The sequence below is a fragment of the Defluviitalea phaphyphila genome (genome assembly GCF_001466305.1).
Taxonomy (GTDB): domain Bacteria; phylum Bacillota; class Clostridia; order Lachnospirales; family Defluviitaleaceae; genus Defluviitalea_A; species Defluviitalea_A phaphyphila.
This window is the reverse complement of sequence record NZ_JWID01000013.1, coordinates 23,587-48,057: the sequence shown is the minus strand read 5'-3', so window position 1 is coordinate 48,057 and position 24,471 is coordinate 23,587. Positions and strand designations below refer to the sequence as shown.

17 protein-coding genes are annotated in these 24,471 nt (G+C 27.2%); 14 read left to right on the top strand and 3 right to left on the bottom strand.

Going from position 1 to position 24,471, the window contains the following annotated elements:
- Positions 1-345 precede the first annotated feature (345 nt).
- Entirely contained in the window at positions 346-651 is a 306-nt protein-coding gene (locus tag OM90_RS09005; RefSeq protein WP_058486561.1) for a hypothetical protein, read from the top strand.
- Positions 652-739: 88 nt separating this feature from the next.
- Here OM90_RS09005 and OM90_RS09000 read toward each other — a convergent pair whose 3' ends face one another.
- Complete coding sequence (locus OM90_RS09000) at positions 740-1,417, bottom strand: Crp/Fnr family transcriptional regulator (protein WP_058486560.1); 678 nt, start codon at positions 1,415-1,417, stop codon at positions 740-742.
- Between the two features lie 145 nt (positions 1,418-1,562).
- Here OM90_RS09000 and OM90_RS08995 point away from each other — a divergent pair, with 145 nt between their 5' ends.
- The 6 genes from OM90_RS08995 (at position 1,563) to mngB (ending at position 10,270) form a co-directional block, all read left to right on the top strand.
- Positions 1,563-2,045 carry a permease gene (locus tag OM90_RS08995; RefSeq protein ID WP_058486559.1) on the top strand — a complete coding sequence of 161 codons (483 nt, stop codon included), beginning with the start codon at positions 1,563-1,565 and terminating at the stop codon, positions 2,043-2,045.
- A 1-nt stretch (position 2,046) separates the two neighbouring features.
- Positions 2,047-2,766, top strand: coding sequence for a permease (locus tag OM90_RS08990; RefSeq protein ID WP_058486558.1), 720 nt, complete (start codon positions 2,047-2,049; stop codon positions 2,764-2,766).
- A 435-nt stretch (positions 2,767-3,201) separates the two neighbouring features.
- Positions 3,202-4,164, top strand: a complete 963-nt coding sequence (locus OM90_RS08985; protein WP_058486557.1) for a DUF4846 domain-containing protein — start codon at positions 3,202-3,204, stop codon at positions 4,162-4,164.
- A 567-nt stretch (positions 4,165-4,731) separates the two neighbouring features.
- Positions 4,732-5,220, top strand: coding sequence for a GNAT family N-acetyltransferase (locus OM90_RS08980; RefSeq protein ID WP_058486556.1), 489 nt, complete (start codon positions 4,732-4,734; stop codon positions 5,218-5,220).
- A 426-nt stretch (positions 5,221-5,646) separates the two neighbouring features.
- Positions 5,647-7,563 carry a PTS 2-O-a-mannosyl-D-glycerate transporter subunit IIABC gene (mngA, locus tag OM90_RS08975; protein WP_058486555.1) on the top strand — a complete coding sequence of 639 codons (1,917 nt, stop codon included), beginning with the start codon at positions 5,647-5,649 and terminating at the stop codon, positions 7,561-7,563.
- Between the two features lie 79 nt (positions 7,564-7,642).
- A complete protein-coding gene (gene mngB / locus OM90_RS08970) occupies positions 7,643-10,270 on the top strand; it encodes a mannosylglycerate hydrolase (RefSeq protein ID WP_058486554.1) in 2,628 nt (875 codons plus the stop codon).
- 49 nt (positions 10,271-10,319) lie between these two features.
- On the opposite strand, the gene OM90_RS08965 is transcribed toward mngB, so the two are convergent.
- Together OM90_RS08965 and OM90_RS08960 are read right to left on the bottom strand one after the other, a co-directional pair.
- Positions 10,320-12,332 carry a glucose PTS transporter subunit IIA gene (locus OM90_RS08965; RefSeq protein ID WP_058486553.1) on the bottom strand — a complete coding sequence of 671 codons (2,013 nt, stop codon included), beginning with the start codon at positions 12,330-12,332 and terminating at the stop codon, positions 10,320-10,322.
- Between the two features lie 147 nt (positions 12,333-12,479).
- Complete coding sequence (locus OM90_RS08960; RefSeq protein ID WP_058486552.1) at positions 12,480-13,310, bottom strand: PRD domain-containing protein; 831 nt, start codon at positions 13,308-13,310, stop codon at positions 12,480-12,482.
- 573 nt (positions 13,311-13,883) lie between these two features.
- Between OM90_RS08960 and OM90_RS08955 the strand changes: the two genes are divergently transcribed.
- From OM90_RS08955 to OM90_RS08925, 7 genes are all read left to right on the top strand, one after another.
- Positions 13,884-14,429 carry a hypothetical protein gene (locus OM90_RS08955; RefSeq protein WP_058486551.1) on the top strand — a complete coding sequence of 182 codons (546 nt, stop codon included), beginning with the start codon at positions 13,884-13,886 and terminating at the stop codon, positions 14,427-14,429.
- Positions 14,430-15,147: 718 nt separating this feature from the next.
- On the top strand, positions 15,148-16,194 hold the full coding sequence (locus OM90_RS08950) for an RAMP superfamily CRISPR-associated protein (RefSeq protein ID WP_058486550.1): 1,047 nt from the start codon (positions 15,148-15,150) through the stop codon (positions 16,192-16,194).
- A 19-nt stretch (positions 16,195-16,213) separates the two neighbouring features.
- Positions 16,214-17,422, top strand: a complete 1,209-nt coding sequence (locus OM90_RS08945; RefSeq protein ID WP_160323654.1) for an RAMP superfamily CRISPR-associated protein — start codon at positions 16,214-16,216, stop codon at positions 17,420-17,422.
- Positions 17,423-17,446: 24 nt separating this feature from the next.
- Positions 17,447-20,965 carry a CRISPR-associated protein Csx11 gene (locus tag OM90_RS08940; RefSeq protein ID WP_058486548.1) on the top strand — a complete coding sequence of 1,173 codons (3,519 nt, stop codon included), beginning with the start codon at positions 17,447-17,449 and terminating at the stop codon, positions 20,963-20,965.
- A 2-nt stretch (positions 20,966-20,967) separates the two neighbouring features.
- Positions 20,968-22,335, top strand: coding sequence for an RAMP superfamily CRISPR-associated protein (locus OM90_RS08935; protein WP_058486547.1), 1,368 nt, complete (start codon positions 20,968-20,970; stop codon positions 22,333-22,335).
- Positions 22,328-22,804, top strand: coding sequence for a hypothetical protein (locus OM90_RS08930; RefSeq protein WP_058486546.1), 477 nt, complete (start codon positions 22,328-22,330; stop codon positions 22,802-22,804). The genes OM90_RS08935 and OM90_RS08930 overlap by 8 nt, the downstream gene beginning before the upstream one ends.
- Positions 22,801-23,673 (top strand): hypothetical protein, encoded by an 873-nt coding sequence (locus tag OM90_RS08925; protein WP_058486545.1) that lies wholly within the window; start codon positions 22,801-22,803, stop codon positions 23,671-23,673. Before OM90_RS08930 ends, OM90_RS08925 begins: the two co-directional genes overlap by 4 nt.
- The last annotated feature ends 798 nt before the right edge of the window (positions 23,674-24,471 follow it).

The following is a 24,471-nucleotide window of genomic DNA, read 5'->3' as shown; positions in this document are numbered from 1 at the left end:
AGCAGCACAAATAGCAGGAAAAAGATATGATGAAATATATATGGACATATTAGCAAATGAATATGAATCTGTTTACATAAAAGACTTATTAGAAAAGAGAAATAAGAGTGAATAAATTTTATATACCTTAATTTTATATTTATATATTTTTTAAATGTTTAAAGTAAAATAAATAAAGTTGTTGTAAGAAACTATAGGAAAAAGGTAAAGGTGTAGCTCTTTTTTCTATAGGTTTTATTATGTTTTTAGAAATAGTAAAAGGGTAAGCAGTAATTTGTATTATTACATTATATAAATTTATGATATTATTAAATTAATAATTTTATTTAGATAAGGAGATTTAAGTTGAGTAATGAAAAAACAGATTTATTAATAAAATCAATAAATATAATTTTTGAATCAATAGAATTTATTATATTAAGTTATATATTACTTTCAGGTATGTTTTCTTTTAAAACCAATCCAATATATATTCTGTTTTTTGCTGTTAATATTGTAGTTATCCAAAAATTCTGGGCGTTCTTAAGAAAAACTTTAATGAACAATATTATAACAGTTACTGTTTTTGTTATTTGTATTATTGCACTTACTATTTTATTTTTAAACTTTGGATATTTGTCTATGTCATTAGTATCAGTAAAAATTTCTTAAAATAATTATAAAGCAATAATTATTAAAAGATTTATATTATAAATGAAAGTCAGATTTAAGAGTAATGATATAGAGATTATTTTTATGATTAAGATTTGCGAATAATATCAAAATCACAAATAGTAATAGAATGGGCATTATAATCAATTAGCCCATCTTTTTTCATTTTATTAAGTTCCCGTGAGAGGGAAGTTCTCTGAACACCTAATCTTTCAGCCAATTCTTTTTTTGTCATATTAAGTTTTATTTCTTTATTTTTTTGAGTGTAATATTCATAATTTAAAAATTCGATTATAGATTCCCTGATAGATTTCATGGAAATAGATTTAATCTTGCTAGTTAAAATCATAGTTTTATCTGATATACAAGATAAAAATTCAACTAAGAAATCTTGGCTAATCTGGCAAAGTTGCAATATTAAATTTTTATCAATGTGCAAAATGTGAGTATCTGATTTTGCTACTACACTCATAGGATAATAAGGATACTTTGAAAATAAAAGATTCCCACCAATATTATCTCCTACCTTAAACTCTGTGATAGTTAAGACATTCCCCTTTTCATCAATCTTTTGAATAAATACTTGTCCTTTTAAAATAATATCCCAGCAATTACATTTTTCACTTTCAAAATGAATAATAGTGCCTTTATTATATTTAGAAATAATATAATTATGCGTTTCAAAAAGATGAATAAGTTCCTCATCAGAAAATCCCTTAAATAATCGAGTGAGTTTTAAAATCCCTAGATAATTTTTTATATTCATAAATATCCCCTTTTTAAAAATTAGTTACCTTGGTAACTGTATGTTGCTGCAGTTTATTATAATATAGATTCAAACACAAAGAAAGGAGAGTTTTGATATTAAAATCCTCTATTCCTAAAAGTATAAATATAAGGAGTGATTAATAATGGATATTTTTACAATATCATTATGGGGTATAACGGGGACAGCTTTTTTCATATCTCTAATTAAAAACAAGCAAAAGACGTTTAATTCTATGAAAATGGCAAAAGGCATGATGAAAAATATGATTGGAGAGATTATAGGAATTTTATTTCTTATAGGACTAGTTCTAACATTCATACCACCTGAAGTTATAAAAAACATTTTAGGAGAATCCAATCAATTTATTTCAACTATGATTTCTGCTTTTGTGGGCAGTATTACATTACTTCCAGCCTTTGTAGCATTTCCTATGGTAGGTTCTTTTGTAGATGCAGGGGCAAGTATTGTACCAGCCGTTGCATTTTTAACCACTTTAACAATGGTTGGAGTAGTAACATTTCCATTAGAAAAACAAGAATTTGGTTTAAAATTTGCTATGACACGCAATATTCTTAGTTTTGTATTTGCTTTTATAATAGCTCTTATGATAGGAGTGATTATGTAAAATGATAGAAATAATTAAAAAGAACAAATTGATGACAGTAGTATTTTTAATATATATTTTTTTATTTATCGTAATGCCTGATAAGGCTTATTTATCTGTAAAAAACAGCATGTATTATATTATAGAAATGATTGAAATTTTGCCTGTAATTTTTATACTTACATCAATTATTGAAGCGTGGGTTCCTAAAGAAGTGATATTAAATGGATTTGGAGAAAAGTCAGGAATAAAGGGAAATATATTTTCGTTCTTATTGGGAAGTTTTTCAGCAGGCCCTATTTATGCAGCATTTCCTATCTGTAAAATGCTTTTAAAAAAAGGTGCAAGTATATCAAATGTAGTTATTATCTTAAGTTCGTGGGCTGTTATAAAAGTGCCTATGCTTGCTAATGAAGCAAAATTTTTAGGTCCAAAGTTTATGGGAATAAGATGGATACTAACAGTAATATCTATCCTTATAATGTCATATCTAACTGCTGTATTTGTAAAAAAAGAAGACATTGCTCTTAAAGAAGAGCAAAGTTTAAATAAAGTAACTGGAATAGATATAAAAAAACAATACTGTATAGGATGTGGATTGTGTGAAAAATTAATGCCTCAACATTTTAAATTAGTGGATAAAAAAGCACATATAAGAGAGGCTGTACTTGATGATGCAAAAATAAATGAGTTAAAAGAGGTAATCGATAAATGTCCTGTTAAAGCAATATATTTAAAATGATATCTTAGAAAATAAATTTCATGTTATAATAAAACAAGATTATTTATATTAAATCTAAAAATAAAAAAGTCGTCGACCTCCAGTAGGGGAAAAATCCTGGGGGATCGACGACAATTTAATTTAGCCTACAACTCCCGAAAAATAAACATTTTATAAAAAAATATATAAAAAAAGAAGGAATTTTTAAAAAGACGTAGAAAATATAAAATAGCGATAAATACNCATTTTATAAAAAAATATATAAAAAAAGAAGGAATTTTTAAAAAGACGTAGAAAATATAAAATAGCGATAAATACAGCAATCAAATGGGTTTCTAGCCTACCTATGAGGAATTGAAACCCGCAAAAATCACAAGTATAAATATTTTTCATAAATAGTTTCTAGCCTACCTATGAGGAATTGAAACAGAATATTAGTACGAAAAGAGGAAGAAAATGAATTATAAAGTTCATATAAAATTATTAATTGCAGCAATTATTGCATTATTAGTTTTAACTTCAGGCTGTACACAAACAGAGTTAGATAGTGATAAAACAGAAATTTCAGAAAACCCAAATCAAGAAGAAACAGTTAGTAGTGATGAAAAAGAACAAGTTATTTCCAAAGAAATAGAAGAAAGAGAAGAAAGAGTAATCTTAAACCTAGAAGGTATGGTAATACAGGATAGAATACCAACGCCTGAGGGCTATGAAAGAATTGATGTAAAAGAAGATTCTTTTGCTTATTATCTTAGGAATTTACCCCTAAAGCCCCATGGAGAAAAGGTACACTATTATAATGGAAAGACTAAAACAGCTAATGTTTATGATGCTGTTATTGATATGGATATCGGGGAGAGAGACCTGCAGCAGTGTGCAGATGCAGTAATAAGGTTAAGAGCTGAATATCTATATAGTCAGGAAAGATTTGATGAAATCCATTTTAATTTTACCAATGGCTTTAGAGCAGATTATAAAAAGTGGATGGAAGGATATAGAATTGCTATTGATGGAAATAATGTCAGTTGGGTAAAAAGGGCAGATAATTTAAATGATTATCAGTCGTTTAGAAAATATCTGGATATGGTATTTTCTTATGCAGGAACTCTTTCCTTATCACAAGAAATGGTATCAGTCCCTATTGAAGAGATGAAAATAGGAGATGTTTTCATACAGGGGGGAAGTCCTGGACATTGTGTTATTGTAGTAGATATGGCTGAAAACAAAGAAACTGGAGAAAAGCTGTTTTTATTAGCTCAGAGTTATATGCCAGCACAGGATATTCATTTACTAAAAAACTTACAAAATGAAAAAATAAGTCCTTGGTATTCATTAAATTTTGGAGATGTACTTAAAACACCAGAATGGACATTTTCAAAAGATGATTTAAAGCGATTTGAAGGTGAGTCCTCTTACTAAAATTTTAAAACATTAATAATTTCTTCTCTAATTAAGAGAGGATTATTTTTTATTTATATTTTTAAAAGATTAAATTTTATTGTTAAAATTATCTAAAAATTTTAGATATCTTTAGACTTATTTAATTATAAGATGTTGTTTTTAATCAGTTTAAGTATGCTATAATTTAAAATATCTTAAATATATTTAGAAATAAATATGGAGAAGGTTTATGTTAAAAAGTTTAATTTTAAAATTATTCACTTAGTTTTTTTATTTTAAAATCTTTTTCACAAAGGGAGCATTTTTTGAGGATGTATTTTTAAAAAAAGAAGTAATAAATTCTGAGCATCATTATACAGGTAAAAATATATATGGAGATATTCATATTATAGTTAAAGAATTAAAAGATAATTTAATAGAAGTAATTTATAATTTGCCTAATAATATCAAAAGACATTATATAGTAAACTTAAAAAACTCAAGAGATTGGAATTTTAAAACTAGGATTATATTTTTAGTAGCAGGGATAACATTAATGGTAGTAGCAATATATGTGTAATAAGTACAAGATATCAGGAGGAAATTATGATTATAAGATTAGCACGATTTGAAGATGAAGAGAAAATTTCAAAATTAATTTCACAATTTAGAGTTGAACTAAAAGCACTTAAAGGGATAAAAGCGTCTCCTAATATAGAGTATGCAAAAGAGGAATTTAGAGAATATATGGAAGCAAAATTCCCCATATTTGTTGCTGAAGATAATGATGAGTTATTGGGATATTTAGTTTGCAGGATAGATGGTAGTGTAGTATGGGCAGAATCTATATTTGTTTCTAATAATTCGAGAAGAAAAGGAATAGCTTCTAAATTATATGAGGAAGCAGAGAAAATAGCTAAAAAACTAGGAGGAGATACGGTTTATAACTGGGTACATCCTAATAATGATAAGATCATACCATTTTTATTAAAAAGAGGATATAATGTTTTAAATCTTATAGAGATAAGAAAGCCAAAAGAGAATGAAGTATTTACTCAAAAAATAAAAATAGGGAAATATGAATATAACTATTAAAAAACAAATAACATATTATTAATAAAAAAATCTGGGGATTGATGACAATTTAATTTAGCCCACAAACTCTGTTTTTATTGATATGGATATCAGGAAGAGGCACTTACAAAATATGATTTAAAGCATTTAAAGTGAGATAAACTTTAAAAAATAAATATTGTGATTAGATATCACAAAAATATTGTTAAACAAAGTATTTTATTATGGTATATAGATAAAACTAAGCAAATGAAAGGTAGATTTAATCTATCTCATTCATTTGCTTTTTTTTATAAATTGGATAAATCATCAATTATTTCGTGTATAAATACACATGATTTTATAAGACAAAAGATATTAAGTATATAAATTTTAAAATTAAATTTATTATTTTTTTTAATTTTATAATGTTAAGTAGATATAAGAAATCCATAAGGAGTGATTATCGTGGACCTTAAATCCCTTACTAATTCAAGATTAATATCAGTTGATCTTGATGTTAAAAGCAAGGAAGATTTAATAGCTCAATTAGTAGAGCAATTATACAAAGAGGGTAAAATTAGTTCAAAAAAGGAATTTCTAAAAGCAGTATTAGACCGTGAAAAGTTATCACCCACAGGTCTAGAAGGTGGTCTTGCAATTCCTCATGGAAAATCAAAAGCTGTAAAAGAAGCCTCCTTTGCTGTTGCAAAATTAAAAAAACCAATCGAAAATTGGGAAAGTATTGATCCAAATAATAAAGTAGAACTTGTATTTTTATTAGCTATTCCAGAAGAAGAAGCTGGTTCAACTCATTTAAAAGTATTATCCACTCTTGCTGAAAACATGGCAAATCCCAAATATAGAGAACAATTATTAAATTCAAGTAATGCTAATGAACTATATGAAAACTTAAATAAAAAGAAAGAAGAAAAAACCACTGTTAAAACTAATAATGATTCAAATAAAACAATTTTAGCAGTAACTGCCTGTCCAGCGGGGATTGCCCATACCTATATGGCAGCAGAATCCCTACAAATAGCTGCTAAGGAATTAGGAGTTACAATTTATGTTGAAAAACAAGGGGCAAACGGAATAGAAGACCGTCATACCCAAGAACAATTAAAAAAAGCAGATGTTGTAATTTTTGCAAATGATGTTGCAGTAAAAGAAGAAGAAAGATATCAACATCTACCAATTTATAAAACAACAGTAGCTACTCCCCTAAAAGATGCCAAAGGAGTAATTAAAAAAGCTCTTAAACTATCTGAACAAGAAGGTAAAAAAGAATACAAACCCCAAGAAAATGTAAATAGTGGAGATAAAGTTTCTTTAAAAAGTGAACTTAAAAATTCAATTTTAACTGGGATATCTTATATTATTCCAATTATTGTTGCAGGAGGTATGATACTAGCCTTTGCTGTTTTAGTAGCTCAAGGCTTTGGATTACAAGAATTATATAATACAGAAGGTTCATGGTTATGGATGTTTCGTAAATTAGGTGGCAATATGCTAGGAACATTAATGGTACCTATTTTATCTGGATATATGGCTTATGCTATAGCAGATAAACCAGCTCTAGGACCAGGTTTTGCCGCAGGAGTCGCTGCTAATTTAATTAACGGTGGATTCCTAGGTGGGATGCTTGGTGGTTTCTTAGCGGGATATATTATGAAATATTTAAAGAAAACTATCTCTCCTAAAGGAACTTTTGCTGGATTTATAAGCTTTTGGGTATATCCTGTTTTAGGGTCATTAGCCGTTGGAATTTTAATGTTATTAGTATTTGGTCGTCCAGTAGCAGGTTTAAATCAATTATTACTAGATTGGTTAAATAATCTATCAGGAACTAATGCAATTTTATTAGGTGCAGTAATAGGAATTATGGTTTCCTTTGACTTAGGTGGTCCAATAAATAAAGCTGCATATACCTTTTGCATTGGAGCTATGGCTAATGGGAATTATGTTCCTTATGCAACCTTTGCGTCTGTTAAAATGGTATCCGCATTTTCCGTAACAGCAGCCACACTTTTATTTAAACAGTATTTTGAAGAACATGAAAGGGAAGTTGGTAAATCAACTTGGTTATTAGGTTTAGCAGGTATTACAGAAGGTGCAATCCCATTTATGATAGAAGACCCATTTAGAGTTATTCCTTCATTATGCATAGGCTCAGCTATTACTGGAGCAATTGTAACTAGTTCAAATATTGGTTTAAGTGTTCCAGGAGCAGGAATCTTCTCCTTAGTTGTATTAGAAGGTGCACCATTTGTTCAAGCTGGTTTTATATGGCTAGGTGCTGCCTTAATAGGTGCCGCTGTTTCAGCAGCTTTATTAGTAATTACCCGTGCACATAAATTAAAAAAAGCTAAGGATAATGATTAAATTTATGAAAAATTAAATACTATATCAGTTTGTTAAGAAACTAATAGAACTTAATAATTTTTATAAAGGAGTATTTAGAATGAAGAAAAACGTTCATATAGTTCCTCATATGCACTGGGATAGAGAATGGTATTTTTCAACAGAAGAATCAAGAATTCTTTTAGTCAATAATATGGAAGAAATATTAGATATGTTAGAAAACAATGATGATTATCCATATTATGTTTTAGATGGTCAAACTGCTATTTTAGAAGATTATTTTCAAGTAAAACCTGAAAATAAAGAAAGATTAAAGAAATTAGTAAAAGAAGGAAAGCTTATTATAGGACCTTGGTATACTCAAACAGATGAAATGGTAGTAGGAGGAGAGTCTATTCTTCGTAATCTTTTATATGGAATAAAGGATTCAAAAGAATTTGGACAACCTATGAAAATAGGATATCTTCCAGATTCCTTTGGACAATCAGCACAGCTACCACAGATTCTTAATGGTTTTGATATTAATCGTGCTATTTTTTGGCGTGGGACATCAGAACGCCACGGAACTAATAAAACAGAATTTTATTGGGAAAGTGATACAGGCTCAAAGGTATTAACACAATTATTACCTCTAGGTTATGCCATAGGTAAATATCTCCCTGTTGATGAAGAACAGCTTAAAACTAGAATGGATAAATATTTCTCTGTATTAGATAAAGGAGCTACTACTGATCATATTATTATTCCCAATGGACATGACCAGATGCCAATTCAAAAAAATATATTCGAAGTAATAAGAAAACTTAAAAAGTTATATCCAGAGAGAGAATTCTTCTTAAGTCGATACGAAAAAATATTTGAACAATTAGGAAAAAATGAAGAATTGCCAGTATTAAAAGGTGAATTCCTTGATGGAAAATACATGAGAGTTCATAGAAGTATTTACTCCACAAGAATGGATATTAAGGCAGCCAATGCTCGTATTGAAAATAAAATTACAAATATTTTAGAACCCCTTGCAGCCCTAGCCTATAGTTTAGGTTTTGAATATCATAGCGGTTTAATAGAATTAATATGGAAAGAGATTATGAAAAATCATGCCCATGATAGCATTGGATGTTGTTGTTCAGATAAAGTCCATAAAGAAATTATGTCCCGTTTCTTTATTGCAGAAGAAAGAGTAGACCAATTAATTAATTTTTATATGAGAAAAATTGCAGATGCTATTCCAACAGACATAGCATTAGATAAATTAGTTTTATTTAACCTTCTTCCATATGAAAGAGAAGTAATAACAGAAGCAGAAATCATTACAAAAATGAAAAATTTTGAGTTAGTAGATACTAATGGAAATACTATTAACTTTGATATTATTAATAAAGAAATTATAGATCCTGGTTTAATTGACAGACAAATCGTACACTATGGAAATTATGATCCTTTTATAAAATACACACTACAACTTAAGGATAATATAAAAGCCATGGGGTATAAATCATATCTTATAAAAGAGATAAAAGATGAAAGATTATTAGAAGTTAAAGATATAAAAAAAGTAGAGGAAATAGAAACAGATTACTATAAAATTTCAGTAAATGAAAATGGAAGTATCAAATTATATGATAAGAAATCAGATAAAATATTTGACCAAGTTTTAGTTATAGAAGATGGCTCTGATGACGGTGATGAATACGATTACTCACCCTTAGAAAATGATTTTATAGTAAAAAGCGATAAGATAAAAGCTAATTATGAAATAAAACAAAATGACTACTTTGCCTATGTAAATATTGATTATACTCTAGATGTTCCAAAGGATTTAGAAAGTAGAAAAAATAAAGTATGTGATAGTACCATTGATATTAAAATTGAATTAAAAGTACCCATAAATAGTCCTATTATAGATGTTCGTATGAATATAAATAACAATGCAAAGGATCATAGAGTAAGAGCATTAATTCCAACTAATATTAAATCAAAATTTTCCATTTCCGATAATCAATTTGGAAGTATTAAAAGACCTGTTATAGATTCTGCTATGGAAGTTTGGGAAAAAGAAGATTGGGATGAACGTCCAGATTCCATTTATCCAATGCTTAGTTATGTAGGATTATCTAATGACGAACATGGATTAGCAGTATTATCTAATAGTACAAGGGAATTTGAAATAGTTGGAGAAGATTATGATATAATTGCATTAACCCTATTTAGAAGTGTTGGAGTTCTTGGGAAGGAAGAATTATTACGTAGACCCGGCCGTCCTTCAGGTATTAAGCTTAAAACACCTAACTCTCAAATGCTTGGCAATATAGAACTACACTTTGCATTAATTAGTCATCAAAAATCTACATTAAAAGCAAATATAGCTAGAGCAGCCAAAGAATTTTTAACTCCAATTTACACCTATAATAAAATGCCATATAATGCTATGAAATTAAATAGCAGTGAAATACAATTACCCTATGAATACAGCTTATTTAAGCAAGAAGATATTGATATAGTTTTAAGCGTTGTAAAAAAAGCAGAACAAGATGATGGCTTAATCATTAGATATTTTAATGGTACTGATGGTGAAAAAACAGCTAAGTATAGATTTAATAAAGAAGTTAAATCAGTTTATAAAACTAATCTAAATGAGGAAATTAAGACAGAACTAAAATTAGAAGATACGAAAATTAACCAAGCAGTAAAGAAAAATGAAGTACAAACAATTTTAATTAAGTTTTAAAAACTCTGTCGACCTCCAGTAGTGCAAAAACCCCGGAGGTCGACGGAATTTAATTCTTATTAACTTGTACGGTTACTACTTTATCGCCATGAGTTTTGTCTCCGAAGTTCACACTTATATCTGAAACAATATCCATGTTTGTTAGTACTACTGGTGTAATATGACTTTTTGCTTTTTCTTTAATAATAGCAGTATCAAATTCTAACAATAAATCTCCTTTTTTGACGGTATCTCCTTGATTAACATAAGCTATAAAACCTTCTCCTTTTAAATTAACTGTATCAATACCTATATGAATTAATACTTCTAAGCCTTCAGATGTTTTAATAGCTATAGCATGTTTAGTTGGGAATAAAACTTCAATTTTTCCATCTATTGGTGCATATACTTTATTATCCTTTGGTATAATAGCATAACCATCTCCCATCATTTTTCCTGCAAAGACTTGGTCTGGAACTTCTGATAATTCCACAACTTTACCATCTAATGGACATGCTAAGTTTATTTCAGATACTGAGTTTACAGGTGTTTTGGTATCGACTTTTTCTTCTATCTTTTCAGTTTCATTAGTTGATGAAATATAGCCACCATTAGAGATAATGGCTTTTATATCATCTTTAATCTTTTCAGCTTCTGTTCCAAATACTGCTTGAACATTATTTCCACTAATCATAACTCCAGCTGCACCTAAAGATTTTAATGTACCTTGATTAACAAGGGATATATCTTTTAAAGTAAGTCTTAATCTTGTTATACAAGCATCTAAAACTTCGATATTATCTTTTCCACCTATGGCTTCTAAGACTTTAGCCGCTTTTTCACTTCTAGTAAAGTTAAGGGAAGCTTTAGCATCATCAGTTTCATCTTCTCGACCGGGTGTTTTAGCATCAGTTGCTTTTATTACAGCATAAAATACGAAGAAATACAATGCAAAATAAGCGATTCCTACAAACCAGATAAGAAGAGGATGACCAGCAAATTTAAAACCTAATAAATAATCAATAAATGAAGCTGAGAAAGTATAGCCAAGTCTTATATTTAGAATACTTGTTAATATACCAGATAAAAAAGCAGCGGCTACATGGAATACAAATAATATAGGTGCTACGAATATAAATGAAAACTCTATAGGTTCAGTTATACCTGTTAAAAAAGCTACAAAAGCTGCAGATATCATCATACCAGATATTTTTTTTCTATTTTCTTTTTTAGCGGTTGCTATCATAGCTGTAGCTGCTCCAGGGAGTCCAAACATTAATACAGGAAACTCTGAAGCCATAAATCTTCCGGCAGTTGGGTCTCCATGAAAATACCTTGCTGTATCTCCAAAGTAAGAAACACCGTTAGATACATATTCACCTACTTGATAAAGGAATGTTGGATAATACATATGATGCAAACCTACAGGAATAAGTAACCTTTTACCAGCAGCATATAATGCAGGTCCAAATACAGAGGAACTTGCCCATTGAGAGAATACATTAATTCCGTCTTGTATAGGAGCCCAAATTTTAACACCTATAGAAGCAAAAATTAAAGCTGCAAAAGATGTAATAATTGGAACAAATCTTTTTCCACCAAAGAAGCCTAATACTTGAGGCAATTTAATATCATGAAACTTATTGTATAAAATAGCAGCAATTAAACCGATGATAATTCCACCAAATACCCCCATATTAATCGTTGTTTTTGAAACAATATCAGCATAGGCAGGAGTTTGCATAAATGCATCTAAAGATACACCAAGTTCAGATGCTGTTTTTGTTGCTAATGCTAATGCAGCATTAGCACTAGCAACTTTAATAATGGCTTGTAATATTAACTGACCAACTACTGCTGCTAAAGCTGCCACTGCTTCTCCACCAGAAAATCCTATGGTGACACCAACAGCAAAAATCATTGGAAGATTAGTAAATATAGCATCACCTGCTTGAGCCATATAGGGAATGTTTAATAAATCTGGTTGACCAAATCTTAATAAAAGACCAGCTGCAGGTAATACTGATACAGGCAACATCAGAGATTTACCTATTTTTTGAAGTACAGAAAAAAGTTTTTTCAAAGTTAATACCTCCTTAAAATAAATAGAATTTTATTATTTCCAAAATAAAAATGATGTAAAAATTTATAATAAAAAAGCACGAGTTAAAGACTATACCTAAAAATCATTAGATATACTCTTTAACTCGTGCCTAATTTAATAGTAACACTAATTATAATTTTTAATTCTACTAATATGAAGAGTTATATAGCCAAGCTCATCTTCTGGTATTTTTATAGAAAACAAGTTTTCTATTTTAATAGCAACTTTAATAGCTATATTATAATAATTATAGTATTCTTTTTTAATGATGTCAAGCAGATGATTTTTAATACATTTTTTGTTTTTAACCCTATCTATCATAAAATTTAGATGTGTAATGGTTCTTATATAAGTTAAGGAACTTTTATCTATTTCTACATCTAAGAGATTATATAAAAACTCTATAACTTCTCCAATTTTTTTAGTATAGGCAAGGGTATCTCCTACATTTTGATCACCTACAGCAGCATGAATATGCATGCATATAAAAGCAGCTTCATCCATTGGAAGGTTGATTTTAAAAGCTGTATTTATCATATCTAAAGCTTTTTTAGCTAATTTAAATTCTAAAGGGTATAAAGCTTGTATCTCGTTATAAAAAGGATTTTCTATTTTTATACCTTCTTTTGTTCTTATAATTGCAAAATTTATGTGGTCTGGAAGAGAAATATGTATAGACTCATTAAGCTTTACCTTTAATTCTTTTTCACATAAAGAAATAATTTCCTCGGAAATACCAACAATATGATTATTGATTTTGTTTAATACTTTATTAAAATTATCCCTGTTTTTTTTAGATTGCTTAATAAATATATTTTCTATTTGATTTTCACTTATAGTTTTCCCTTTATTTGTATTAAAACCTATAGCTTTACCAACTAGAACATATTCTTCTCCTTTTTTATTAGCAATAACAACATTATTATTTAAGACTTTTTTAATAATATAGCTATCCATATATCTCTATGACCTCCACATGAAAATCCATCATAACTAAAACAATATTTATAATTCTATAACAAGCAGTGTTTGAATTCAAGAAAAAAGTAAGGCAAGTATAAAGCATCATTTTTTATTAATAATATTATTTGCCAGTTTTAAAAATAAATTATAAATTTATTTATTGAAAGGCTAATTTTCTTATATTTATATACATTACATATTTGGAATAGCCATCTTCAGAGGTAGAAGCTAGTATTTTATCATGGAAATTTAACCTAAAAATAATCGATAAATATAAATTAAATTTTATTAGCTGTATTTTTGAATTATGATTTTATTCAGTGGAATAAATTGCAAGGCAGCGAGAAATAAAAAATAGAAAAATAAAAAAGTCGTCGACCTGTAGTAGGGGAAAAACTCCGGGGGATCGACGGAATTTAATTTAGCCTACAAAACCCAAAAAATAAGCATTTTATAAAAAATATATAAAAAAAGAAGGATTTTTTAAAAAGATGTAGAAAATATAAAATAGTGATAAATACAGCAAACAAATGGGTTTCTAGCCTATCTATAAGAAAGGATGGTTTAATGGAAATATTTCAATACTTAGAAGAAATGCAAAATGAATTATTTGAAGGAGATTTAGAAAAAATAGAAGAAAAATATTCTTCATTATGTTTAAAATTAGCAGGAAAAGAGCAGGTAGAAAAAATTAGAAGTGTAAATTTAGAAGCTTTTGAGCAAGGACTTAAAGAAGGATTGATACAATCCATAGATATAGCTAATCAAAATTCGGCAAAGGCTATCTATTATGAATATGATCTAGATAATGAATGGAACAGTGGATTTTTTATATGTGAAGAGTATAATTCATTAGAAGAAGAAGACGATGACTGGGCATGTGATTGGAACGAAGTAATTGATGGCCCAGATTTAAAAAGTTATGGAGATATTTATTTAGAAAATGGATTTGATTCAACTGATAAGGCTATTGGAAGTACTTTATATTTAGTTGCAAGAACTGTTTGTGTTTTTGCAAAAGTAGTATCAGAGATAGCTAATACAGTTAAAATACCTATATGCATTGCTTTTCACGACCAAGACCCAATAATGAGAATAAGCAAAGATAATTAATTTAAATAGGATATTAAATTTTCAAATTCATAAATTAATAAAACTAAAAAATCCGTCGACCTCCAGTAGTGCAAAAATCCCGGGGGGTCGACGGAATTCAATTTAGCCTACAAACCCCGAAAAATAAGCATTTTATAAAAAAATATATAAAAAAAGAAGGATTTTTTTAAAAGACGTAGAAAATATAAAATAGCGATAAACACAGCAACCCAATGGGTTTAGAAACTACCTATAAGGAATTGAAACATTCATTGGAGTCTAAACCCCATTTTGTAATACCAGTTTAGAAACTACCTATAAGGAATTGAAACAATTTATATAAATATCAATAAATTTTTAATTATATTTTGTTTAGAAACTACCTATAAGGAATTGAAACTAAACTTCTAAATTACCATAATAAGTTTCAAGTACTTGTTTAGAAACTACCTATAAGGAATTGAAACATATATTCTATATTTTCACATTGAAACTTCCAATGCTGTTTAGAAACTACCTATAAGGATTGAAATAAGGAACTGCGAAAAGTAGTTCTTTTTTTATGTTTTAATTATTTTGAGAATTGTAGATAAATTCGAAATTTATTTAAAATAAAAAGGAGAAATATTGATTTTCTTGTTAAATATGATAAAATAAAAGCAAATTATTTATATTTATGATATAAATTTGTCTATTTATAGTGGTAATAAAATATCATTATTGAATTGAAGGGGTGTCTATGAAAACTATAAAAGTTAAATTTAACACCTTAACTCCTATTTATTTTGGAAACGCAATACAAGATTTCACAGAAATAAGACCGTCTGCAATTTTAGGATGTATGCGTTTTTGGTTAGATGTTGTAAATGTGTTAAATGATAAAAAAATTACGATGGATCAAATAGATGAATCAACAAAAAATACTAATAAAGAAGATTCTAAACCAAAGATTAATGAAATTATATTAAAGAAATTATTTGAAAATCCTAAAGATTCTTCTTGGGATGAAATGATTTTAGAGGAATACAAAAAAACTTTTAAAATAAAAAAATGGTCCGATCTTTTATTTGGTTGTGAGAATTTTAAAGGGAATATAACTATAGAAAAAATTACAGATATAAAAAATAATATTTCAGAAATAAAAAAAATTAAAATAGAAATTAAAAAAAATAATAAAAAAGCTAAATGTTGGTTTCTTCCTTCTAAACTTTATATAGGAAAACTTTCTGTGAAGTTTAAAGTAAATGAACTTCTTTTAGAAGATTATTTCTATCCACTTCTGTATTTTATAAATGAAGTAGGTTATTTAGGTGGTAAATGGAATCTTGGTTTTGGTAGAGTGGAAGTATTAGAGGTTATTGATGAATCTATAAAACAGGAAGTAAATTTAAAAAAATATGCTAAGTTTACTAAATCCATTACCATAAAAAATAAAAAAGAGTATGATATAAAAAAGCACTTTGAAAATATAAAATATAGAATAAATGATAATAAAGGGCAATTAGTAGTATTAGCAGAAACTAATGAAGAATTTGAACCTTTTAAAAATAAAAAAAGTAATAAAGCGATAAAAAAATATGTAGAAAGCACATATAAAAGTTATATAACGGATGTTTTAAAAGAAAAAACAGAATATAGGAATGTAATAAAAGGATATCTAAGGCATAAAGTTTTTGGTACAACAAAGGAAGGGACTCAAGGTTCAAAGGTATTGCCGTATGTAGGAAAAGATGATAGTGGCAATTTTAAAACAGGATTTTTACTTCTCGATGGCTTATATTATTAAAAAGGTGGTGGAAATAAAGGTGAAAGATTACGTATATGATGAATTTTTGATTGTTAAAAAAAAATTGGAAGAAAATTTAAAAAACAAAGAAAATAAAAAAGAGGATATATTTAATTATATATCTAATTATTACGATAAATTAAAATGTTATGGTCTATCTAAGATGTTATTTGTTATAAAAAGCGAAATATTAAATCCAGAAGATAAAGAAGAAGAAAAAAAATTTCAAAAAAAAGTAAGAGAAATATTAAAAGAATATATAATATTATTTAATCAAAAAAATTGGGAAAATGAAAATATAGAAAAACTTGATATCGAGTATTTAAAGAGCAATATTGTTGAACCTTCTATACCATATACATTAGCAATTTTTACAAACATTACACTTAAACAGCCCTATTTTTCCCGTGATGATGAAGAATATTATTATATAAACAATCCTATTTTAAAAGATAAAGCTACCAAAACTCCCATGGCAAGAGGTAGTGGAATAAAAGGGAAACTTTCAGTATGTGCAGCTGAAGTAATATATGAATCAATTAATCAAGATAAAAATAATTTAATCAGTGAATTAATAAAATATTTAAGAATTTTTGGCAGTGGGAATGATGAAATAAAAACATTAAATGAACTATTAAAAAAATTATTCAATAGTGAGAATTTAGGTAGTCTGACGGATAAAACAAAAAAAGAAATAGCAGCCCAATTTATTAATTTTATTTTGCTAAATTTTGGTGGAAAGATTACTAAAAAAACAATTGATAGCATATTGGCTTCAAAAAATCACGAAAATATTGTAAATGAAATAATAGATTGGATAAATCAAAATATAAAAGATAAAGAAGAGTTTAAAATTCAAAAAGGTAGGCTTACTTTTTATCCCATGTATTTTAACAAAATTAACATAGAGATTATAAATAGACATTCAAGGGAAAAAAGAGCAGGAGAAGCCCCAATATATTTTGAGGTAGTACCTAAAGGAGAAAAGGCAAATCTTATATTAGTCTACACACCTTTTGATATTATATTTAGCAAAAATAAAGAAGAGATGAGAAAAGAGGCAGAAGAAGATTTAGATTTTATAATAAAATCTCTTGAAAAACTTCAAGAAGAAGGGATTGGAGCAAAAAGAAAATATGGATGGGGTCAGTTTGAGATGAAAGATAAAACTATAATAAAACGAAATCAAGATGAGTTAAAGGAATATGAAGGATGGACAATTGAATAAATAAGGCAAAAGGGGAGGTAGTAGATGGCTAATAAAATATATGAGTTAAAAGATAACAGTACAGAAATTTTAAAAGCTGAAACAGCGGCTCTCTTATTTAATTTAGGAAAAACTCATGTTGGTTTTGGTGGTTGGAAGGGTAAGGTTAAACCTGATATAGATGAAACTCAATTTAAAAATAGATTTGGATATGAAAAATTTAGCAAATATGATGAATACTATAATAAAAAAATTTATGAATTTGATATGAGAATAAAAAAAAGTAGTTCATCTGAAGATAGTAGTGACGAATTACTTAAATTTATTTTAAATACAAAGATTAATATTTTAAATACAGAGATTAATATTACAGAAAGTAAAATTGAATTTATTGAAATAATGAAAGGTAATGTGAGCAATAAAAAATTTGTAGAAAAGGTTTTTGCTAGAGGGTGTGAGAATATAAATTCTGGTATTGACAAAGGAAGTCCTAATGCAGGACAAAAGCTTAATATATTATGGCTTTCTAATGCCTTTGGAAGTTTTAAAGAGGAAATTAATTCTATGTATTTAGATGAAAAGAGAAAAAATTTTTTTGAAAATCTTTTTTACTTTTTAGATAAAAATAATTATTTTACAGATCCATGTTGGGGAAAAATAAGAAAATATATATTTGAAAATATAAAGCAGTGGTATAGCCATCTTTTAAGTGATGACCGATATCCTATAAATGATGTCAGTCTTTGGGATCAGGCATATATGACTGCTACTATGTTTAAAAGTGCTTTAGCAGCAATAGTATTAGATAATAATAAATATAATACATATCAAGAAAATCCACAGGATATAAAATGGTGTATACTTGGAGTTCAATATGATAAAAAATCCCTTTATGAGAAAGCACTAAAATGTAGTTATATACAAGGTTACAAAGAAATTATAAAAAAAATTGATAATAATGTTAAAAATTTAATAGAAATAAAATATGCCTTTGGTAATGAGATATATAGAGATGAAACAGGCATTTATTTTCTTGCTCCAGAAAATATTAAGGGAGAAAAAATAGAAACCAATAGTTCATCTAATTTTTATAATATACATAGTGACTTATCTTTATTAGAAAAAGAAATATATGAGATTTTTAAAGAAGAAAGTGATTCAGAAGTATTTCCCTATATTTTATGTACCGAAGAAAGTAGAGGTCTTTTAACTCTTTCAAAATTACTTGAAAATTCAAGAGATAATTTTTTAAATAAAAAGATATACAGTTTTCCCGAAGTAAAAAAAGCTAGTAATAATATATGTCAGATTTGTGGTGTAAGGACTGCAGAAACTTTTGATGGAGATTACCATGTATGTGATATTTGCAATAAGAGAAGACAGTCAAGAGTTAAAAACTGGTTTGATAATTTAGAGGAAGAAACCATATGGACAGGTGAATTGCAAAGTGATAATGGTAAAATTGCCCTTATAACCTTCAAGTTTGATTTAGATTTGTGGCTTAATGGGGAAATGATGAGTAGTTTAAAAATGCATGAAAATGTTCAAGTTGATGGATATCAATATATAAAATATTTTATAGAAAATATGTTTTGCAATCGGATTATTTTTAGTGAAGAAATCATTAATTTGATAAAAGAGCAAAGAGATAAGTTCAACAAATTTAATATAAAAGAGACAAATATATGCTATAGTAAATTAAGAAATTTAAATAACGAACTTGAAAAATTTAAAAATATCAGATATACGATGGACAAATTATGTGAAGACATAAAAGAATATATTTATAGACAGAATGTATCTGATAAAATTAAAAAGCATATAGATGATATCAGAGATAATTTATCCAATTTAGAAGGGAAAATTCCTCAAAATGATGATTTAAATAATTTATATGTGGCTTTAGATTATATAGAAGAAAAAATGCATCGTATAGATAAGCTACAATTATGTAAAAATTGGTTACTTGGATATATTGTAGGTAAAAATAGTCCTAAAAATATAATTGGAATTGCATATGATGCATTTGATGGATGTTGTAGGCATAATGAAACACTAAAAGATCTTTTTAAACAGATTTTTATTAATCCAGCTGCAGATAAAGGATGGATAAGTTTATTTAATTCAGAAAAAGAAATTATTAATGTTAGTACTGGAGAAATTAAATTTGATCAGATGACTGATGAACATATAGAGTTGTTTTCTAAACTACTTTTTCAGCTCCTCATAACTAAATCTCCTTCACCAGCAAGGCTTAAACGTATATGGGATAGTACTCAAAACTTTATGGAAGAAGTAAACCAAAATGCATACAAACTTTTAGATTTAGATAATGAAAAGTATAGAACTTACAGACTTATTTTTAGAGTAGACCAAAGTTATCCAGAAGGACTATATAAATACAAAGAATTAGATTTTTATTATAAAAGTGGGAATATTCTACTTATAACTTCTCTTTCAAAAGCTAAAAAATTTATCTTTAGAGATGATAGTGCAAAAGAAATTATAAATAATAATCAAGATGTCGACGAATTAAAGAATTATTTAAAACTAATAACAATAGAAAAAGTTAATGATGATAAGACAAAAATTACATTAAACAAAGATAATTTAGTTGAAATATGTAAATACAAACCTGTATTTACCATAACATCTCCAAGTCCTATATCAACCCAGCTTATAATTCCTGCTGATAAAACACAGGATTTTATTACAAAAGTGCAGGAAATATATATGAAGCACTTTAAATTGGTATATGGGAAGCTGCCTTTACATATAGGTGTTGTTGTTCAAGATTATAAAATGCCTCTATACATAGGTATAAAAGCTTTAAGAAAAATGGAAAGACAATTAGAAAGACCGGAAGATATAGAAAAAACGGCTTTGATTTTAGATAAAAATGAAATGAAAAAGTTGCCTTGTAAATGTAAAATTTCTAGTAAAACAAAGGATGGGATATGTCAGTTTTATTCTCTTTATAAAACTAGTGATGATGAAGGTTTTGAATTTTTCTTTTTAAATAATGAAGAAAAATTCTCTATTCCATTAGATTCTAATACTACTAAAGATGTAAAATACACTATTTATCCGAATACAGTAGATTTTGAATTCATAGATACTAATACTAGGGTAAATGATATCTATTATGATAAAGAAACATATAAAAGATATTTAAAATTAAAAAATAATAGACCGTATACTTGGGAAGAATGGGAAAAGTTTGAAGCATTTAAAGAGATTTTTCATGATAATTTCAAAACAAAATTAAATAATCTTATAAGTCTTTTATATTCCAAAATGTATGATTGGCAGGTAATAGAAGGTAAAAACTATGATGAGTTTAAAAAATTCTGTGCTGTTTTATTCTATAACACTCTTGAATTGAAAAATAACGAGGATATTGTTTCAAAACTATATAAAATTTTTGGTATTAACCAAGATGATAATACAGAAGCAAATTTCATAGATAATATTTTAAATTTAGAAAATGAAAAATTTATAAAAAGTATATTGATGTTTTTAGATATGTATGAATTCTGGCATAAAGCTTTGAGGGAGGTTTAAAAATGTCTAACATGATTGAAGAAATTAAAATATTTAGTAAAGCTACAGATCCTATATATATAGGTACAGGAGGATATACTATTGGACGGGTAGATAATACTATAGTGAGGGACCCGCTAAATAGGGTGCCAAAAATTCCTGGATCATCCCTTGCAGGTACTTGGAGATTTTATAGTGCCCTTTATTTTCAAGGTAAATGGAAAGATTTAGATTATACTTGGTCAAAGTTTAAAAGGAAAGAGGATTTCATAAAATCCTATATAGATTATTTGAAAGGTAAAGGCTATCATATTGAAGATGAAGAAAAGCAAAAAGAAGATCTTAAAAAAGCTAATTTTAGACAATTTATTTTAAAATTTAGACATATATTTTGGGATATAGGTAAAAAGAAATGGAAAGATTTTTGGGAATGTTTTGAAGAGTATAAAGATAGAGAAACGGAACAAGATAAAGAAATAAAACAGTTCTTAGATAAAATATATGAAAATATGGAAATAATAAAGCACAGCATTTATTCCACAATTTATTGTGCTGGACAAGATGAATTACCACAGGAAGAAATAAAAGAAGACGATATAGAGAAAGATTTTATAGAAGGACATTGTGGAAGATGTATTGTATGTAAATCCTTTGGATATTCTAAAAACAGTAATTCATGGCAGGGAATATTATTCTTTTCTGATTTAGAGATTATTTTATTTCCTGTTTATACACGTTTAGGTACAAAATTTATTACTACAAAAGAAAAGATAAAACATTTAACAGGTAATGAAGTAAAAGATGATGAAATAGAATATGCATATGAGTATGATAAAGAAGGCAATGAGTATATCAATCTTGGCTGGTTAAATATAAAAGTTAAAAAATCAGAAGATGTAAACAAGGTTTATTATAAACTAAAGGATTATGAATTCAAAATTAATGAGGACAGTACAAATAATGATAAATTAAATACTGATGAATTAAATAGTAATGATAAGAAAAAAAATGAATTAAATATTAAGGCTGAAGATATAGTTCTAGTTCCAGATAAAATATTTAATCAGGTTGTAAATGCTAATTTAGAAGTAAGAACATCTGTATCCATTGACCCAATAACAGGTACAGCAAAGGATGGGGGACTATTTACTTCAGAAGCAATCCCAAGAGGAACAATTTTCTATGGAAATATAAGAATTTTTGATAAGAGTATTTTTGACAAAGGTATATTACCTACTATTGGAGATATAAAAAATATGCTTTTAAGTAGTAAATTTTATTTTGAAACTTTAGGAATAGGAGGACTTACAACAAGAGGATTTGGAAGGATGAAGGTTGTTTTAGATGATAAAGATAACAGTGATATAGAGGGGGCACAAAATAATGGCTGAAAATAATCTTGATGTGCTAATAAATAAAATTTCCTATGATATAGCTAAAGAAGCAAACGCTAAAGGAGTGCAGAATGAATTAGAAAAATTATTAGGTATTTTAATCAATGATGGAGTTTATGCATATTTTGTTTATTGCAGGTCTAGGAAAAGTAAAAATAAGAAAAATGAAAATAATAAAGATAATAAACAAAAACAAAAAAATACAAAAAATGAGAAAAATGAAATAAATTACGTTGAGAAAATATTTATTGAAAAAATTATAAAATCCGAAGATGGTAAAGATTTAATAAATGCAATGGGATTATCAAAAGACGGACTAAATAAAAATATAGAAAAATTTTTTGAGGAACTTCCTAAAAATTTAGATGAACTTCTTTTTTTCAGAAGCGTTTTAGAAAGGATATTAACTTATGCTAGATACCATCTTAAGTCAATGGAAGATAACAATGGGGGCAAAAGTGCATGAAATGGTACAAGCTTATATTTAAACAGGAGCAGCCTGTTTATTTAGGAAAAAGTAAATATGGTGTATTGAGTCAAACAAACTTATTTATTAATGGAAATACTATATGGGGTGCCTTAACCAATACTTATATTACAAAACAAAAAGTTAATAATGTACAAGAGATAAAAAAGATTGGAGATAGATTAAAAACTATAACTTGTTTTTTCCCAGCATTTAAAGAAGGTGATAATTATAAAGTTTTATATCCCCAATACGAAAATGGATTATTTTATTTTAAAAGCCAAGATGAAAAAATAAAATATTCAGAAGATGAATTTCTATTAAGATTTGTTGATAGTTTTGTTTCAACATCAATCGAATCTTCTATGAGAGCTGCTAAAGATGAAAGCCTTCATATGACAGAATTTATTTGTCAAAGAGATAAACTCACAGGGGAACAGCTTTACTGGATAGGATTATTAGGTTTAGAAAATAGAGAAGCTAATATTGATGTTAATGATATATTTTCAGAAATATTTATTGGTGGAGATACTCGCTATGGATTGGGTTATATGAAATTAGTAGAAACTTTAAATGGAGAAACTGTTGAAAATGAATTAAGTAATTGGGGAATTAATGTTGATGGTACCATAAAAAAGAATGATGAAGATGAAACTATTAGTTTAAAGAATTATTTACAGCTAAAACCTGAAGAAATAGACCTTAGAATAAAGGGGAAATATGGACTTATATATGAAAATTCAGTTTATAAAGAAGACAAACAAGCTGTATTTTGCATTTACCCCGGCAGTAAGATACTAAAAGGACAAAGCTATTTTGATAATAAATTTTCTTTAGTAAAAGGGAAATTTGTCTTGAATAATGTATAAATAAAATTTTATTTTTAAAAGTTGATAAAGATTTAAATATGTATTATTATAAAATTAAAAATCTGTCGACCTCCAGTAGTGCAAAAATCCCGGGGGGTCGACGGAATTCAATTTAACCAACAAACCCCGAAAAATAAATATTTTATAAAAAAATATATAAAAAAAGAAGGATTTTTTTAAAAGACGTAGAAAATATAAAATAGCGATAAACACAGCAACCCAATGGTTTGGAAACTACCTATAAGGAATTGAAACAATAAACTTCCATCTTTTTGTGGTAAATACACAGTAAGTTTGGAAACTACCTATAAGGAATTGAAACTTATTTTGTGATACAAAACAAGAAGCATAATGAATATCGTTTGGAAACTACCTATAAGGAATTGAAATTTGTATTTCCTACTACCTTCATACTTATCTTCAGAGAGTTTGGAAACTACCTATAAGGAATTTGAAATTTTTACTCAATTTTAAATATAAAATTAAAATACATGTTTTATTTTCTGATATAATTAGTCGTCCTTTCTAGTATATTGTTTCATCGTATTTAGCATAATACTAGAAAGTGGCGGCTATTTTTTTGTTTGGTAAATTTGGTTATATAACAATATATTTGTTTAAAAAATCCTTTTAATTTTATGTCAAATATAACATGTATTATTTATGTCATAATTGTATATTAAACAATATATATAATGTAAAATATTAGTATAGGTATATTACATACAAAATACATATAAAAAATAAACAAAAAACATCTTCATAAATAGTATAATATTTGTTTAAAATTAATAATAT

What these genes read in the sequence shown, in the direction of transcription:
- OM90_RS09000 (WP_058486560.1), bottom strand. Translation starts at nt 1,417, where the DNA reads ATGAATATAAAAAATTATCTAGGGATTTTAAAACTCACTCGATTATTT.
- OM90_RS08995 (WP_058486559.1), top strand. Translation starts at nt 1,563, where the DNA reads ATGGATATTTTTACAATATCATTATGGGGTATAACGGGGACAGCTTTT.
- OM90_RS08990 (WP_058486558.1), top strand. Translation starts at nt 2,047, where the DNA reads ATGATAGAAATAATTAAAAAGAACAAATTGATGACAGTAGTATTTTTA.
- OM90_RS08985 (WP_058486557.1), top strand. Translation starts at nt 3,202, where the DNA reads ATGAATTATAAAGTTCATATAAAATTATTAATTGCAGCAATTATTGCA.
- OM90_RS08980 (WP_058486556.1), top strand. Translation starts at nt 4,732, where the DNA reads ATGATTATAAGATTAGCACGATTTGAAGATGAAGAGAAAATTTCAAAA.
- mngB (WP_058486554.1), top strand. Translation starts at nt 7,643, where the DNA reads ATGAAGAAAAACGTTCATATAGTTCCTCATATGCACTGGGATAGAGAA.
- OM90_RS08960 (WP_058486552.1), bottom strand. Translation starts at nt 13,310, where the DNA reads ATGGATAGCTATATTATTAAAAAAGTCTTAAATAATAATGTTGTTATT.
- OM90_RS08955 (WP_058486551.1), top strand. Translation starts at nt 13,884, where the DNA reads ATGGAAATATTTCAATACTTAGAAGAAATGCAAAATGAATTATTTGAA.
- OM90_RS08950 (WP_058486550.1), top strand. Translation starts at nt 15,148, where the DNA reads ATGAAAACTATAAAAGTTAAATTTAACACCTTAACTCCTATTTATTTT.
- OM90_RS08940 (WP_058486548.1), top strand. Translation starts at nt 17,447, where the DNA reads ATGGCTAATAAAATATATGAGTTAAAAGATAACAGTACAGAAATTTTA.
- OM90_RS08935 (WP_058486547.1), top strand. Translation starts at nt 20,968, where the DNA reads ATGTCTAACATGATTGAAGAAATTAAAATATTTAGTAAAGCTACAGAT.
- OM90_RS08930 (WP_058486546.1), top strand. Translation starts at nt 22,328, where the DNA reads ATGGCTGAAAATAATCTTGATGTGCTAATAAATAAAATTTCCTATGAT.
- OM90_RS08925 (WP_058486545.1), top strand. Translation starts at nt 22,801, where the DNA reads ATGAAATGGTACAAGCTTATATTTAAACAGGAGCAGCCTGTTTATTTA.